Annotated in this window: 12 protein-coding genes; 7 read left to right on the top strand and 5 right to left on the bottom strand. The window is 62.0% G+C overall.

The window, feature by feature from the left end:
- Positions 1-5 precede the first annotated feature (5 nt).
- On the top strand, positions 6-1,490 hold the full coding sequence (locus tag EGH25_RS01345; RefSeq protein ID WP_266085592.1) for a menaquinone biosynthesis decarboxylase: 1,485 nt from the start codon (positions 6-8) through the stop codon (positions 1,488-1,490).
- A gap of 39 nt (positions 1,491-1,529) precedes the next feature.
- Here the strand turns inward: EGH25_RS01345 and EGH25_RS01340 are convergent, their stop codons facing one another.
- Positions 1,530-1,790, bottom strand: coding sequence for a hypothetical protein (locus EGH25_RS01340; RefSeq protein WP_266085590.1), 261 nt, complete (start codon positions 1,788-1,790; stop codon positions 1,530-1,532).
- Positions 1,791-1,943: 153 nt separating this feature from the next.
- On the opposite strand from EGH25_RS01340, the gene EGH25_RS01335 reads away from it, so the two are divergent.
- The 5 genes from EGH25_RS01335 to EGH25_RS01315 are packed head-to-tail and all read left to right on the top strand — an operon-like array spanning position 1,944 to position 8,763.
- On the top strand, positions 1,944-2,870 hold the full coding sequence (locus tag EGH25_RS01335; RefSeq protein WP_266085588.1) for an NAD-dependent epimerase/dehydratase family protein: 927 nt from the start codon (positions 1,944-1,946) through the stop codon (positions 2,868-2,870).
- A gap of 31 nt (positions 2,871-2,901) precedes the next feature.
- The gene (locus EGH25_RS01330; protein WP_266085587.1) at positions 2,902-4,059 is read left to right on the top strand and encodes an alpha-1 4-glucan-protein synthase; all 1,158 of its coding nucleotides are present in this window, start codon (positions 2,902-2,904) and stop codon (positions 4,057-4,059) included.
- Between the two features lie 46 nt (positions 4,060-4,105).
- Entirely contained in the window at positions 4,106-5,239 is a 1,134-nt protein-coding gene (locus EGH25_RS01325; protein ID WP_266085585.1) for an iron ABC transporter substrate-binding protein, read from the top strand.
- A 1-nt stretch (position 5,240) separates the two neighbouring features.
- Positions 5,241-6,806: an ABC transporter permease gene (locus EGH25_RS01320; RefSeq protein WP_266085583.1), complete on the top strand. Its 1,566-nt coding sequence runs from the start codon at positions 5,241-5,243 to the stop codon at positions 6,804-6,806.
- Positions 6,793-8,763, top strand: a complete 1,971-nt coding sequence (locus EGH25_RS01315; RefSeq protein ID WP_266085581.1) for an ArnT family glycosyltransferase — start codon at positions 6,793-6,795, stop codon at positions 8,761-8,763. Before EGH25_RS01320 ends, EGH25_RS01315 begins: the two co-directional genes overlap by 14 nt.
- On the opposite strand, the gene EGH25_RS01310 is transcribed toward EGH25_RS01315, so the two are convergent.
- Positions 8,720-9,448, bottom strand: a complete 729-nt coding sequence (locus EGH25_RS01310) for a dolichyl-phosphate hexose transferase (RefSeq protein WP_266085579.1) — start codon at positions 9,446-9,448, stop codon at positions 8,720-8,722. The genes EGH25_RS01315 and EGH25_RS01310 overlap by 44 nt on opposite strands.
- Positions 9,449-9,534: 86 nt before the next feature.
- On the opposite strand from EGH25_RS01310, the gene EGH25_RS01305 reads away from it, so the two are divergent.
- Positions 9,535-10,572, top strand: a complete 1,038-nt coding sequence (locus tag EGH25_RS01305; RefSeq protein WP_266085577.1) for a lysylphosphatidylglycerol synthase transmembrane domain-containing protein — start codon at positions 9,535-9,537, stop codon at positions 10,570-10,572.
- Here the strand turns inward: EGH25_RS01305 and EGH25_RS01300 are convergent.
- From EGH25_RS01300 to arsB, 3 genes are read right to left on the bottom strand one after another with little or no spacing between them, the layout of a single operon-like run.
- Entirely contained in the window at positions 10,569-12,170 is a 1,602-nt protein-coding gene (locus tag EGH25_RS01300; RefSeq protein WP_266085575.1) for a GMC family oxidoreductase, read from the bottom strand. The genes EGH25_RS01305 and EGH25_RS01300 overlap by 4 nt on opposite strands.
- Complete coding sequence (locus tag EGH25_RS01295; RefSeq protein ID WP_266085574.1) at positions 12,167-12,679, bottom strand: gluconate 2-dehydrogenase subunit 3 family protein; 513 nt, start codon at positions 12,677-12,679, stop codon at positions 12,167-12,169. Before EGH25_RS01295 ends, EGH25_RS01300 begins: the two co-directional genes overlap by 4 nt.
- A 44-nt stretch (positions 12,680-12,723) precedes the next feature.
- Positions 12,724-13,893 (bottom strand): ACR3 family arsenite efflux transporter, encoded by a 1,170-nt coding sequence (arsB, locus tag EGH25_RS01290; protein ID WP_276591851.1) that lies wholly within the window; start codon positions 13,891-13,893, stop codon positions 12,724-12,726.
- Positions 13,894-13,900: the final 7 nt, after the last annotated feature.

Here is a 13,900-nt window from a genome sequence, read left to right as displayed (position 1 = left end):
AGAGCATGGCTTACGACGACCTCCGTGACTTTACCGAAACCCTCGACGAAGAGGGCGAACTCGTCCGCGTGGAGAAAGAGGTCGACCCTGTTCTCGAAATAGCCGAGATTACGGATCGCGTCTCCCGGCGCGAACGTGAACACAACAAGGCGCTTCTTTTCGAGAACGTTGAGGGAAGCGACTTCCCCGTGCTGATCAACTCGATGGGGTCGGTCGAACGTATACGTCTCGCACTCGAAGTAGAAGAACTCGATGAGATAGCCGAACGTATCGAGGAGATACTTAGCTTCCGCCCCCCCGACGTGGGCGGGGTCGTCGGCGCTATAAAGAACTGGGGCGATGTCAAGGAGGGTATAGACCTTCTCCGTGAGTTCCGTAACTACCCGCCGACGAAGACGAAGGCGCGCAAGGCGGCGTGTAAGGAGGTCGTCGACCACGACCCCGACCTTTCCGACTATCCGATACTGAAATGTTGGCCTGAAGACGGCGGGAGGTTCATCACCCTCCCGCTCGTGATCTCGGAGGGTCCTGAAGGGAAACGCAACGTCGGCGTCTACCGTATGCAGGTCTTCGACGAGACACATACGGGGATGCACTGGCAGATGCATAAGCACGGCGCTAAGCAGTACCGTGACGGCGACGAGGAAGGTATGGAGGTTGCGGTCGCAATCGGCGCGGATCCCGCGACGGTCTACTCAGGTACTGCGCCGCTCCCGTTCGACATAGACGAGTTCCTTCTCGCGGGCTTCCTACGCGACAAAGGAGTGCCTCTGGTTGAAGCCGAAACGGTCGATCTGCGCGTGCCCGCGAACGCCGAGATAGTTCTCGAAGGACGCGTACTTCCTGAGAAACGTCCCGAAGGACCCTTCGGCGACCACACGGGGTACTACACGCCCGTCGAGGAGTTCCCCGTCTTCGAGGTGGACTGTATAACGCGGCGCGAGGATCCGATGTACCATACGACGATCGTGGGGAAGCCGCCGCAGGAGGACGCCTACCTCGGCAAGGCGACCGAACGTATCTTCCTCCCTCTGGTACGGACGCAGTTCGACGAGGTGGTCGACATGAACCTACCCGTCGAAGGTGTCTTCCACAACCTTCTCGTCGTCAGCATCGACAAGGCGTATCCGGGGCACGCGCGGAAGGTGATGATGGGTATGATGTCCCAAGGGATGCTTTCGCTCACCAAGACGGTCGTCGTCGTAGACGAGGAAGTTGATGTACATGACGAGGCGGAGGTGCTCTGGGCGGTCACGTCACGTATGGACGCGGCGCGCGACGTCGAGATAATAGAGCGCGCGCCTCTCGATCATTTAGAGCACGCCGCACCGAGGAAGGCACACGGAGGGAAGATGGGTATCGACGCGACGCGCCCGTGGGAAGGCGAAGGGTTCGAACGCGACTGGCCCGATGAGATAGAGATGAAAGACGATGTACAGGAACGCGTCGACGAGAACTGGGGCGAGTACGGTATCGTCAACGGAGGATAGGAACCGTCGTCCAACCGAGATACAGTACCGGCGCGGGACTCACCTCCTCGTCCAGCCGTTCAGTACGAGCGTGTCGCTGGCTACCGACCACAGCGCGAGAGCGGCGATCAGCGCGGGGACATGCGCGACGACGAGCAACGGAACTGTCAAACCGCCGAGACTGAACGCCCCGCCGACGGTTCGTGAGAGGGTTCCCAAGACGGGTAGGGAAGCGATGGTGAAGACAGCGATTCCCAGACGAACCTTCGTCGGTCTCGTATCGATACCGTGCCACAGTTCGTGAAGATGTTCGCGTATCATTTTTAGGGCTACCTAAACTACGTTGCTACCTTTTCCACGCGGAGTATTCACTCTTTCCCCGAACAGGTTCGTCTACCGTCATCCACGCGAACGGTTCGGTATCGCCCCGACGTATTCAGGAAGCTACTTAGGCGCGGAACGGCGCTCTGCGGTATGGAACTGTCGGGTAAGACGGTCGCCGTCACAGGCGGCGCGGGGTTCATCGGCGGCAGACTCGTCGAGACGCTCATAGACAGGAACGAGGTACGTGTCGTGGACGACCTGAGCGCCGGAGACTGCGGTTACGTCCCCGAAGGCGCTTCGTTACACGTCTCGGATATCCTCGACTACGACGCCGTACACGACGCCTTCGACGGTGCGGACGCCGTCTTCCATCTCGCCGCCAACCCTGACGTGCGTTCGGGTGCCGAGGAGACGCGCGTACATATGGAACAGAACGCCGAGGCTACCAACGTCGTCCTCGACGCCGTGCGCGACGCGGACGTGGACGTCTTTGCCTTCGCGTCGTCGTCGACAGTCTACGGCGAGGCACCGACGCCGACACCTGAGACGTACGGACCGCTCGAACCCATATCGCTCTACGGCGCGTCGAAGCTCGCGGGCGAAGGTCTATGCACCGCGTACGAGGGTACGTTCGGCTTAGAGACGTACGTCTACAGGTTTGCGAACGTCGTCGGAGGGCGCGGACACGGTGTCGTACCCGACTTCGTGCGCAAACTGAACGACGATCCGTCGACGCTCGAAATACTCGGCAACGGCAGACAACGCAAGTCGTACACGCATGTCACCGACTGCGTCGACGGTATGGTACACGTCGTCGAGAGCGACGCGTGCGATGAGACGTTCTACAACATAGGAACGCAAGACACCGTCTCGGTGACGCGTATCGCCGAGGTCGTCGCGGATACGGTGGATGCCGAACCCGAGTTCGAGTACACGGGCGGTGAACGCGGATGGAAGGGCGACGTTCCTCGTATGCGTCTCGACGTGTCGCGTCTGTGCGCGACGGGGTGGGAGCCGTCGCACGACAGCGAGGACAGCGTACGGCGCGCCGCGGAGGAGGTTACGGGAAAACGGTAGTTACATTTAGGTAGCCCTAAAAGGTCGTCGCATGACGAGCAAAGACGTATGCGTCGTCGTCCCGACTATACGCGAGTACGAATGCGTGCGCGACTACGTCGAGAACGCGCGCGAACACGGCTTCGACCTTGGGCGCGCCGAGTTCGTTCTGGTCACGGAGGACTTCTGTGAGACGGAGGAGATGCGGTCGATGCTCCGCGAACTCGGCGTTGATGGACGCGTCTTCGACGGGACGGCGCGTGAGATCTGGTACGAGGAGAACGGCGTGGACGAGTACTCCGACGTCGTTCCGGCGGCGAGTCATGCGGAGACGACGTTCGGCTTGCTCTACATCTGGGCGAAGGGGCACGACTACGGCGTCTTCATAGACGACGACACACTGCCGCACGACGGTACCGACTACTTCGGTACGCATCTGCGTAACCTCGGTTACGAAGGCGGTATCGAGGAGGTTTCGTCGGACGAGAGCTGGGTCAACGTCCTGTATCAGGGGTACGACGACCTGTACCCACGCGGCTACCCGTACTCGGCGATGGACGAGAGGATCGAGACGGACGAAACGCGTGTCGAGCGCGGCGACGTGGTGGCTTCACAGGGTCTCTGGACAAACGTTCCCGACCTCGACGCCGTACGTATACTGATGGACGGCGACCTGAACGGACAGGCGCAGACGCGTACGACCGCCGACGACTTCGACCGCGACTTCGTCGCCGGGCGGGGTAACTACCTCACCGTCTGCTCCATGAACCTCGCGTTCCGCAGGGAGGTGGTACCCGCGTTCTACCAGATGCCTATGGACGACAACAAATGGGACGTCGGCAGGTTCGACGACATATGGAGCGGCGTCGTTCTCAAACGCGCGTGCGACGTTCTCGGAAGACGCGTCTACAACGGCGCGCCCCTGTGCGAACACAACAAGGCTCCGCGTTCGACATTCGACGACCTGACGAACGAGGTTGCGGGACTCGAACTCAACGAGCATTTCTGGGAGATAGTCGACGGTGCGGGCGAGGACGCATCGACGTACGCCGACGTGGCACGCGACGTTGCCGACCGTCTCGTATCGGGCGACTGGGAGGAGTACAACAACGGTGCGTTCCTCAACCACGTGGGGGAGATGACGCACGACTACCTCGACTGTCTCGACGCCCTCTCCCCCGTCGAGGAACGCGCAGTGGCGGACGACTGAAAAGGACAAGTTTTAGGTTTACCTAACAAATCTGGTATGGTAAGCCATGGACGACAAGATCAACCGACGGCGTCTTCTCAAATACGCGGGTGTGGCAGGGGCGGCGGGAGCCACGGGGTGCATAGGACCGCTAAGCAACGGCGGAAACGAAACCGGCGATGTGCCGAGCATAGGCGGCTTCATAGGTTCGGGACCCGGCTCCGACCGTCCCGCACCCGAAGGGACTTCCGTCGACGATATGCCCGACCTCGAAGGGACTCTCACGGTCTACTCGGGGCGTGGTCAGCCCCTCGTCGGTGACCTGTTCGCGTTCCTCGAATCGACGTACGACGGCTTTGAGATAGAGCCTGTTTACGGTGGCTCCGCCGACCTCGCCAACCAGATAAACGTCGAAGGGTCGAACAGCCCCGCGGACGTCTTCTACACGGTCAACGTCGGCGCTCTCGGTTCGCTCGCCGAAGCCGGTAGAACCGTACCGCTTCCCGACGGTGTTCTCGAACTCGTACGCGACGAGTTCCGCGACCCCGACGGCGAATGGGTCGGTACCTCAGGGCGCGCGCGCACCATACCGTACAACACGGAGGAGTTCGACGAAAGCGACGTCCCCGACGATATCTTCGCTTTCCCCGACGACGACCGTTTCGACGGTGCGATGGGATGGGCACCGACGTACGGCTCGTTCCAGGACTTCGTGACGGCGATGCGTATACTCAACGGCGAGGAGGAGACACGCGCGTGGCTCGAAGGTATGGTTGAGAGCGGCGTGAGCGAGTACCCGAACGAACAGGTGATAGCGAGCGCTGTCGGTGACGGGGAGATAGTCGCGGGGTTCGCCAACCACTACTACATACAGCGTATACTTTCGGGGAACCCGGGCGCTTCGCTCGGAACCGCGTTCACCGACGGCGACGCGGGTTCGCTGTTCAACGTTGCGGGCGCGACCGTGATGGACACGGCGAGCGACGAGGAACTCGCCGCAAACTTCGTGCGCCATCTACTCTCGGCGGAGGCACAGGAGTACTTCGCCGTACGGACCGGGGAGTATCCCCTTATACCGGGCGTCAACCCTCTCGGAAACCTACCTACGATAGACCAGCTAAACCCGCCTGATCTCGACCTGACACGTCTCTCCGATATAGAACCGACACTTGAATTAATGCGCGACGTCGGTATACTGTAAGGTGCAAGAAACAGGACGCCTCTCCAGCCGTCTTCCGACCGCCGCGAGTATCGCGGTGGTTCTCCTCGTCCTGTTCCCTCTCTACTGGGTCATACGGCGCGCCGTCGCCGTCGAAGGGGCTACCGAGCTTCTTCTCCGCGCCGAGAACCTGCGCGTCTTCGGTAACACAGTCCTTCTGGTCGGCGTCGTTACGGTTGCGTCGATCGTCATATCCGTGCCGCTCGCGTACGTAACGACGTTTACGGATATCCCTTTCCGACGCCTTCTTACCGTGCTCGTCGCTCTCCCTCTCGTAATACCGAGCTACATAGGGGCATTCGGCTTCGTGACCGCGTTCGGTCCACGCGGTGAGCTACAGTCGGTTCTCGAACCTTACGGCGTCGAGTCGCTCCCCGAAATCTACGGTCTGACGGGTGCGGCGCTCGTCATCACCCTGTACACGTACCCGTACGTCTTCATAACCACGCGCGCGGCTCTGCGCTCGGTAAACCCGTCGGTCGTCGAGGCGGCGCGGACGCTCAACAGCAAACGCGGCTCCGTCTTCCGTCGTGTGGTTCTGCCTCAGGTAAAGCCCGCTGTGGGAGCGGGTTCCCTGCTCGTCGCCCTTTATGCGCTGTCCGACTTCGGCACACCCGCGATAATGCGTTTCGACGTTTACACACGCGTAATCTACGTCAACTACAACACGTGGAGTCCCGACTCCGCCGCGCTTCTTTCTTTACAGCTCGTCGCTCTTGCCGCCGTCGTTCTGGTGGCTGAGACGGCTCTACGCGGCAGAACGGAATCACGCGGTAGCGGTGTTTCGGGAGGTGGCGAGTCGGTCGTGGAACTCGGTAGCTGGAAGACGCCCGCTGTCGGTGCGTGTCTCGTACCTCCGCTTCTCGCACTCGCCGTACCCGTCGGCGTCCTTTTCCTCTGGCTCATCCGCGGCGAAGCATCGTACGCGTCAGGCGGAGGTTTCAGCGCCGGAATCGTCTCCAACTCGGTATACGTCGCAGGACTCGCGGCGTTTGCGGCGGCGGTGGCGGCGATACCCATCGCGTACACCTCGGCACGCGGTGGGAGGATCGGAAGGCTCGCCGAGAAGGCGGTCTACTTCGGCTACGCCCTACCTGGCGTCGTCCTCGGTCTCGCGCTCGTCTTCTTCGGCTCTCCGACGCCGCTATACCAGACGGTTCCCCTGCTCGTCTTCGGGTACCTCGTACGTTTCCTGCCCGAATCCGTGGGAGTAACAAGGGCGTCGTTCGTCCAGTTCGACGAGCGCCTCGCGGAGGCGTCGCGTACGCTCGGCGGTTCGGCGCGTAAGACGTTTCTGCGCGTAATGCTACCTCTCGTCACCCCCGGTATCATAGCGGGTGCGGCGCTCGTCTTTCTTACGACGATGAAGGAGCTACCCGTGACGCTTTTCCTACGACCCGCGGGGTTCGAGACGCTCGTGACACAGGTCTGGTCGGCGTACGAGGAGGGTTTCTTCGGGCAGGCGGCTGTTCCGGCGCTGATACTCGTCGGCATATCGGGGCTGTCGATGCTCGTCATACTCTCGATGGAGAAGTATGAGGTTGGATAGGTCACGTCTCCGGTACGCGGTTATGAGCGTAGCGGCGACAGCGGGTCTGATCGTCGCGGTCGTCTCGTCGCGCGTCTTCCCCTACCACTCGTCGAACCACGACGAGGGTGTCTACCTTCAGCACGCGGATATGCTTCTAAACGGGAAGCTACGTATACAGACGGGGGAGCTAACCGAATCCGTACGCCCTTGGTTCTTCGTCGCCGACGGCGGAGCAGTCTATCCGAAGTACACGCCCGTAACGGGTGCCTTGTTTGCGCTGGGCGAGGCGCTGTACTCGTACCGCGCCGCGCTCGTCGTTATCGCTGTGGTCAACGTCCTTCTCGTCTACGCCGTCGCCACGGAGGTGTTCGACAGACGTGTTGGTGTCGTCGCGTCGTTGGCACTCCTGCTCTCGCCGCTTTTCGTTGTGCAGTCGTCGCTTTTCCTTTCGTATGCACCCACGACGGCGCTCAACCTCGGCTTCGCTCTCGCGTACCTCCGTGCGTGGAGGAGACGGGACGTACGTTACGCCGCCGTCGCCGGTGTATGCGCGGGTATCGCCTTCTTTTCGCGCCAGTACACGGCGGTCGTCTTCGCCGTGCCGTTCGTCGTCCACGCCGCCTACGTCGTACTGTCCGAAAGGAAACGCGAGACGGTCGCACTCTACTCGACGACAGCGGCGCTGGGTCTCATCTTCGTCGGCGTCGCGCTCGCCTACAACGAGGTCATGACGGGCGATCCTTTGGTCTTCCCTTATCTTGAGTTTGCGGCGAACGACGGCGTCGGCTTCGGTGAGAGGGCGATACTCGGCTACTCGCGTGACTACACGCCCGAACTCGCGCTGGAGGCGAACGCGCACGTTGTCTACCGTTTCATCGTCGACTGGGGTCCCGGAGGCGTCGTCGGCGCGGCGCTCGCGGGCGTCGGCGTATTACGCGTCGCGCGCAGAAGGAGCACCGAGGGTATACTGCTCGTCGGTGTCGCCGTATCGGTGATCGTCGGCAACGTCCTTTTCTGGGGCAACCTGAACATACTCGCCGACATATCAGACCCTGCGGACGGTCTGATATATCTGTACGGGACGCACTACCACTTCGACCTTCTCCTGCCCGCGTCCGTCCTCGGTGGCGCAGGTCTCGTCACTGTCTACGAGACGGCGGGGGGTTTCGACAGACGCACCGGTATCGCCGTCGTCCTCGGTCTCGCACTCGTCTTTGCGGGCGTCGGGGCGGCGAACACGGCGGACAAGATAGACGAAAACCTCGACGTGACGGAGAGCTACGAAACGGCGTACGAGCCTTTCGAGGAGAGGGAGTACGAAGGCGTCGTCTTCCTGCCGACGCCGTACGGCGACTGGCTCAACCATCCGTTCCAGTATCTGAGAAACGACGCCGACCTGAACGGGACGACCGTTTACGCTCTCGACCGCGGGGACGAAAACTTCGAGGTTGTCGACGCGTACCCCGACCGTGACCTCTATAGGTACGCGTACAGGGGCGACTGGGCACCGACAGGAGGTTCGGTGGTCGAACCCGTGGTCGAACGCCTCCGTATCGTGGAAGGTAGCGCCGTACGTCTTACGACGACCGTCCCGGTTCCCGACGGCGTGACCTCGGTCGTTGCGACGGTTCGCGGCGACGAGGACACGACGTACACGACCGTAGACGCCGAGGGCGGTAACGCGACCGTCGAGTGGTGGGTCAACGAAACCTCGGTGGCTCTCGACGGGGCGGGCGCGGTCGATGTCGACGAAAGCGGCGAAGCCGTCCTCGAACTCGGCGTGACACAGAGGTACGACTCGTTCAGGTACAGACAGGCGTTGAGCTACGAGGTGTACGGCGACGGTGTCCGTGTCCTTACACCGCCGTACACCGAAAGATGCTACTCGTTCAGACGTTGCGGAGGCGAAGCGGCGGTCGTCGACGGAGGGGTCACGACCGAAGCCGTCGCCACCGCTCCTGAAGAGGCACCTTGAGAACCGACTTACCTATCGCCGCTCCGCCCGCGAACGGATCCAGCTTGGTCTCCCCGAGACGGTCGTCGTACTCTATAGGCACCTCCGTAACGTCGTAGCCGCGCATCAACGGACGTATCAGGAGTTCGGCGGACAGTCCCGTGTTCTCCGTCCATTCGATGTCCTCGACGACCTCGCGCCGGTACGCGCGCATCCCCGTGGTGGTATCACCGACGCGGCGGAGCATGAGAGTGGACGCCGTGAGCGCGAAGAGACGGTTCCCGAACTCGTTTAGCGGGGGCATCGCGTCCGCTCCACCTGAGACACGGTCGCCGCTGACGACATCGTAGCCGTCGTTGATGAGTTCGAGGAAGTCGGGTAGACGTTCCATCGGGTACGTGTCGTCGCAGTCGGTGGTAACTACGACGGGACGATCCGGGGTGAGGAGCGCCTCGCGGACGGCGACGCCGTAGCCCTGTGGCTCCTGTTCAACGACGTGCGCGCCTCTGTCGCGCGCTATTTGGGGCGTTGCGTCCGAAGAACCGTCGACGCAGACGACCTCCGCGCGTCCGTCGGTGATACGGTCGATATCGGACAGAACCGCTCGTATAGCCTCTTCCTCGTTGTACGTCCCCATAACGACGCTCAGGTCGTCGAACGTGTAGCGGGGGTCTTCGGTGCTCTCGGCGACGGGTTGGGCTTCCATACGTTACTTGTTCTCATGGGCTGGTGTCTTTTTAGGTTTACCAAAAAATTCGGAAGCTTGATTGGGGGAGCGCCACACGGTGACGTATGCGCGGAACTGCGCGCGCTCTCCGTCCGTGGCTCAGGTTCACGGCTCTGCTCGCCGTCGTAGCCGTGGCGGCGGCTTTCTTCCTCGACGGCTTCGATATATCCGGGTTGGTCGAACGTATCGCCGACGCCGACGGTGCGCTCGTAGCGGTTGCGGTCGTCGTCTACGCCGTCTCATGGATACCGAGAGGTACACGGTACAGGAATATACTCGGACGTATGGGGTACGGATGCAGGGCGACGGCTATGACAGGTGCGGTATTCGTGAGCCAGACGGCGAACCTCGTGTTTCCCGCACGCGCGGGTGACGGGGCGCGCGCTTATGTCGTTAAGAAACGCAACGGTGTACCGTACTCCGAAGGTGTAGCATCGCTCGCCGCGGAGCGCGTCCTTGACCTCGTCGCCGTCGTCGCTCTCGGATGTGCAGGGGCGGTGTGGACGTTCACGGTCTTCGGTTTCGAGCCTGCGAAAGGGAGCGGTGCGCTCGTAGCCGCAGGTGGTGTAGGAGGCGTGACGGTCGCCGCGGTCGGTGCGGTCTACCTTCTGAAACAAGGCTCCGGCGTCGTTCCGACGGGCGGGGAAGGCGTCTTGGGCAAGGTAGCCGACGGTGTCGCCGACTTCCTCGGCTCCCTTGGCTCCGTCTTCGACGACCGCGACGGTATCGCACGTCTCGCGGGAGCGAGCCTCGTGATCTGGTTCCTCGATGTCTCTACGGCTGTGGTGCTTTTCTACGCGGTTGGCGCGGAGTTCTCGTCGGTCGGCGGCGTCGTCGCCCTCTCACTGCTCGCCGTCAGCGTCGGAAACCTCGCAAAGGTGGTACCCGCAACACCCGGCGGCGTCGGTCTGTACGAGGCAGGATTCTCGTCGGTCGTTGTCGGCGCAACGTCGATCGGATGGGAGGTGGCGGTTGCGGTCGCGGTTCTCGATCACGCCGTCAAGAACGGCGTTACGGTCGTCGGCGGCATCGGCTCTGCGCTCGCACTCAACGTCTCACTGACGCGTCCGGCGGATGCGGATGTCGACGTTAATCAGGCTTAGATATCGTCGTCGATATGGTCGGCGGTCTTGAGAGCGAGCGCCGCGATGCTCAAAGTCGGGTTCATAGCGCCGGCGGTGACGAAGACGCTACTCGACGATATGTACAGGTTTTCGAGGTCGTGCGCCTTGGTTCGGTGGTCGACCACGCTCTCGTCGTCGTGGTGACCCATACGTGTCGTACACATATGGTGGTATGCGGGTCCCGTGTCCTCCGGACCAACCGTCCAGCCTACGTCAGCGTCCATGGCACCGAGGACATCGTTTTGTACCGTGTTTGCGGCGCGTATCGCCTCCGCCTCACGGTCGGCGACGCTCCAACGTACGTCAGGCACCGGGTTACCGAGGTTGTCGGTCGTCGTTTTGTCGAGCGTAACCCAGTTCTTCTCGGTTGGAACCTGTTCGACGAGTCCCCCCATAGAGACGTGGTTACCGTAAGAGCCACGCAGGTCTTCGAGAAGCGCGTCCCCCCATTCGTCGGCGTTCATCGCTTCGATGGCGGGTGAGGGTCCGGCGTAGTTTAGGAACTCTAACTTGGTACCGAGAGGCGTGGGATCTTCGCCGTCGTAAAGCGCGTGGCTCTCCGAGGTTATGAACCCGATATGGTTCTGACGCGTCGGCTGATCGACGGTGCCGCCTGCGCCCACGAAGAGATGTTCGGTGAAGTAACGTCCGACGGCACCGCTTGAGTTTGCGAGACCGTCGGGGTGGTCGCGCGACCTCGAAAGGAGGAGTAGACGCGGTGTCTCGACGCCGCCGCACGCGACGACGAAGGCGTCCGCATCCTGTCTGTACGTCCCGGACGGCGTCGTGTAGACCGCAGACTCGACGGCGTCGCCCTCACCATCGGTTTCGAGCCTTTCGACCTGCGCACGGTCTATGACGCGCGCGCCCTCGTCCTCCGCCTTGGCTACATGTACATCCGCTGTGTACTTAGCACCGGAGGGGCAGACGGGCTGACACGTTCCGTAGCCGACACACACACCGCGCCCGTCGTAAGGTTCGGGGTTGCGTGCGTTCGGAACCGAATGCATCTCCAAGCCGACCTCGTCGCACGCGTCCGAGAAGAGACTGTCGCTGTACGACGGTTCGAAAGCGGGGAGAGGAAACGGCTGACTACGCGGCGGCGCGTACGGGTTGTCGTCACCGCCCGCCACGCCCATCTCCTTCTCTGCGCAAACGTAGTACGGCTGTAGGTCGTCGTAGGATATGGGCCAGTCGCGTCCGACGCCGTGGCGCGTCTCCATCTCAAAGTCCTTCTCGTGGAGACGCATCACCATACCCTGCCAGTGCAACGTCGAACCGCCGACGCCCTTGACGCGCGCGGCGTTGAGCGGGTAGTAACGTTCGCCCGACGACGTGTAGGCGTCCCTGCCGTCCCCGGTCTCCATATTCCAGAGTTCGCCCGCGTCATGAGCGGGACGCAACGACTCCTCCATACGGCGTTCGTCATCGCCACGATCGAACCGCTCGCCGGCTTCGAGTACGACCACACGGTATCCGCGCGACGCCAGCGTGTAGGCTGTGAGCGCACCCGCAGGACCTGCGCCTACCACACATACGTCGGCGTCCTCAACCGGGGCGCGTCCGTCTTCGGTCAAGGCTCCCTCCTGTAGCTGTTGAGTCCACCCGGATACCCCACTGGGTTCTCGATGCCGACGAGCTTTCCGCCGACAGGGGTGGTGTACAGGGCGTACTGTAGCTCGTTGACGACGTAGTAACGGACGCGTTCGGCTTCCGTACCGTCGGGTGCAGGCTCCGCCTCGTCGACGCCCATGTAACGTAGGAGGGAGTCACGGGCGTCGGGAGGCGCATCACCGAAGCCTTCGTGACGTAGGTTGCGCGTGTACGAGTCGAGGCTGTCGAGGGCGTCGGTGACGCCTTCGAGGTAGCCGTCGCGTTCCTCGACACGTCCGACGACGTAGGTTTCGAGAAAGTCATGTGTAACATCGACCTCCGACGGGTATACAGCCTCGGCGACGTGGGATAGACGTTCGACGACAGCCTCGGCTGTGTCGTCGTCTTCGAGTCTTGAGACGGCGTACGCGCCTCCGGTTGCTGTGCCCGCGACGCCGAGGGCTACGAGCGCATCGCGCCGTGTCAGTTCCATATCCTTTTTGGTCAGCCTAAAAACAAATGCGTTGCCATACGAGTTCAGTCGTCGGCGACCGTCTCGGCAGTCTTCCCGCCCTCGTCGGCGTCGAAAAGACGACGGAGCCGGAGAGCGACGTGGACAAGACCGAGCAGAACGGGAACCTCGATGAGCGGACCCACGACGGTTGCGAAGGCGACGCCCGAACCCACACCGAAGACGGCTACAGCGACGGCGATAGCAAGCTCAAAGTTGTTCGACGCCGCCGTGAAGCCGATGGCGGTCGTTGTCGAGTAGTCTGCGCCGATTGAGCGCCCCATGCCGAAGCTGACGACGAACATCACGATGAAGTAGACGGTGAGGGGGATGGCGATAAGTAGAACATCGGTAGGCTGTGCGACGATACTCTCACCCTGTGTGGCGAACATGACGACAACTGTGAAGAGCAACGCGACGAGCGTGACCGGCGAGATACGCGGCACAAACTCCTCCGCGTACCACTCCTCGCCCTTTGCGTGGACGCCGACGAGACGCGTCGCTATACCCGCGGAGAAGGGTAAGCCAAGGAAGACAGCGATAGCGCGGAAGACCTGTGCGGGCGTGATGTCGAAGCTCTGTAACCCCACGGCGAGCGCGTCCATGCCAAGGAGAGGAGGGAGGAAAAGACCGAAGAACCAGACGTAGAATCCGTAGGTCAGAATCTGGAACAGGCTGTTGAACGCGACGAGTCCCGCGGCGTACTCCGCGGAGCCGTCGGCGAGTTCGTTCCAGACTAGGACCATCGCTATGCACCGTGCCATACCGATAAAGACGAGTCCGAGGAAGAACTCGGGACGAGCGGACAGTCCGGGTACGAGACCGCTGAAGAAGATGACGGCGAGCGCGAACATGAGAGTCGGGCCGATGAGCCAGTTCTGGACAAGCGAAAGCGATAGGACGCGGACGTTCCTGAACACGGTCGGCAGACGTCGGTAGTCTACCTTCGCAAGAGGCGGGTACATCATCAGTACCAGACCTATCTCGACGAGATATAGGTCCTGTATCGGCTGAGTCACGGACGGCGCGACGTATCCGAGACCGACGCCGATAGCCATCGCGCCGAATATCCAGACTGTGAGGTACTTGTCGAGAAAGTCCATCGAGCGTGGGTCGCCGCAGTCGGGACACGCGCAGTCAGGTCCGTGGTCGTGTCCGGTATCCGCGTTCCGGTCGCGGTCAGCCGTTTCTGTCATCGGGATA

It is taken from the genome of Halorutilus salinus, from assembly GCF_026242195.1.
GTDB classification, from domain to species: domain Archaea; phylum Halobacteriota; class Halobacteria; order Halobacteriales; family Halorutilaceae; genus Halorutilus; species Halorutilus salinus.
This window is presented reverse-complemented; position numbering and strand designations above follow the sequence as displayed.

Excerpts from the sequence above, each read along its gene's own strand:
- EGH25_RS01345 (WP_266085592.1), top strand. The coding sequence starts at position 6 with ATGGCTTACGACGACCTCCGTGACTTTACCGAAACCCTCGACGAAGAG.
- EGH25_RS01340 (WP_266085590.1), bottom strand. The coding sequence starts at position 1,790 with ATGATACGCGAACATCTTCACGAACTGTGGCACGGTATCGATACGAGA.
- EGH25_RS01335 (WP_266085588.1), top strand. The coding sequence starts at position 1,944 with ATGGAACTGTCGGGTAAGACGGTCGCCGTCACAGGCGGCGCGGGGTTC.
- EGH25_RS01330 (WP_266085587.1), top strand. The coding sequence starts at position 2,902 with ATGACGAGCAAAGACGTATGCGTCGTCGTCCCGACTATACGCGAGTAC.
- EGH25_RS01325 (WP_266085585.1), top strand. The coding sequence starts at position 4,106 with ATGGACGACAAGATCAACCGACGGCGTCTTCTCAAATACGCGGGTGTG.
- EGH25_RS01315 (WP_266085581.1), top strand. The coding sequence starts at position 6,793 with ATGAGGTTGGATAGGTCACGTCTCCGGTACGCGGTTATGAGCGTAGCG.
- EGH25_RS01310 (WP_266085579.1), bottom strand. The coding sequence starts at position 9,448 with ATGGAAGCCCAACCCGTCGCCGAGAGCACCGAAGACCCCCGCTACACG.
- EGH25_RS01305 (WP_266085577.1), top strand. The coding sequence starts at position 9,535 with ATGCGCGGAACTGCGCGCGCTCTCCGTCCGTGGCTCAGGTTCACGGCT.
- EGH25_RS01295 (WP_266085574.1), bottom strand. The coding sequence starts at position 12,679 with ATGGAACTGACACGGCGCGATGCGCTCGTAGCCCTCGGCGTCGCGGGC.
- arsB (WP_276591851.1), bottom strand. The coding sequence starts at position 13,893 with ATGACAGAAACGGCTGACCGCGACCGGAACGCGGATACCGGACACGAC.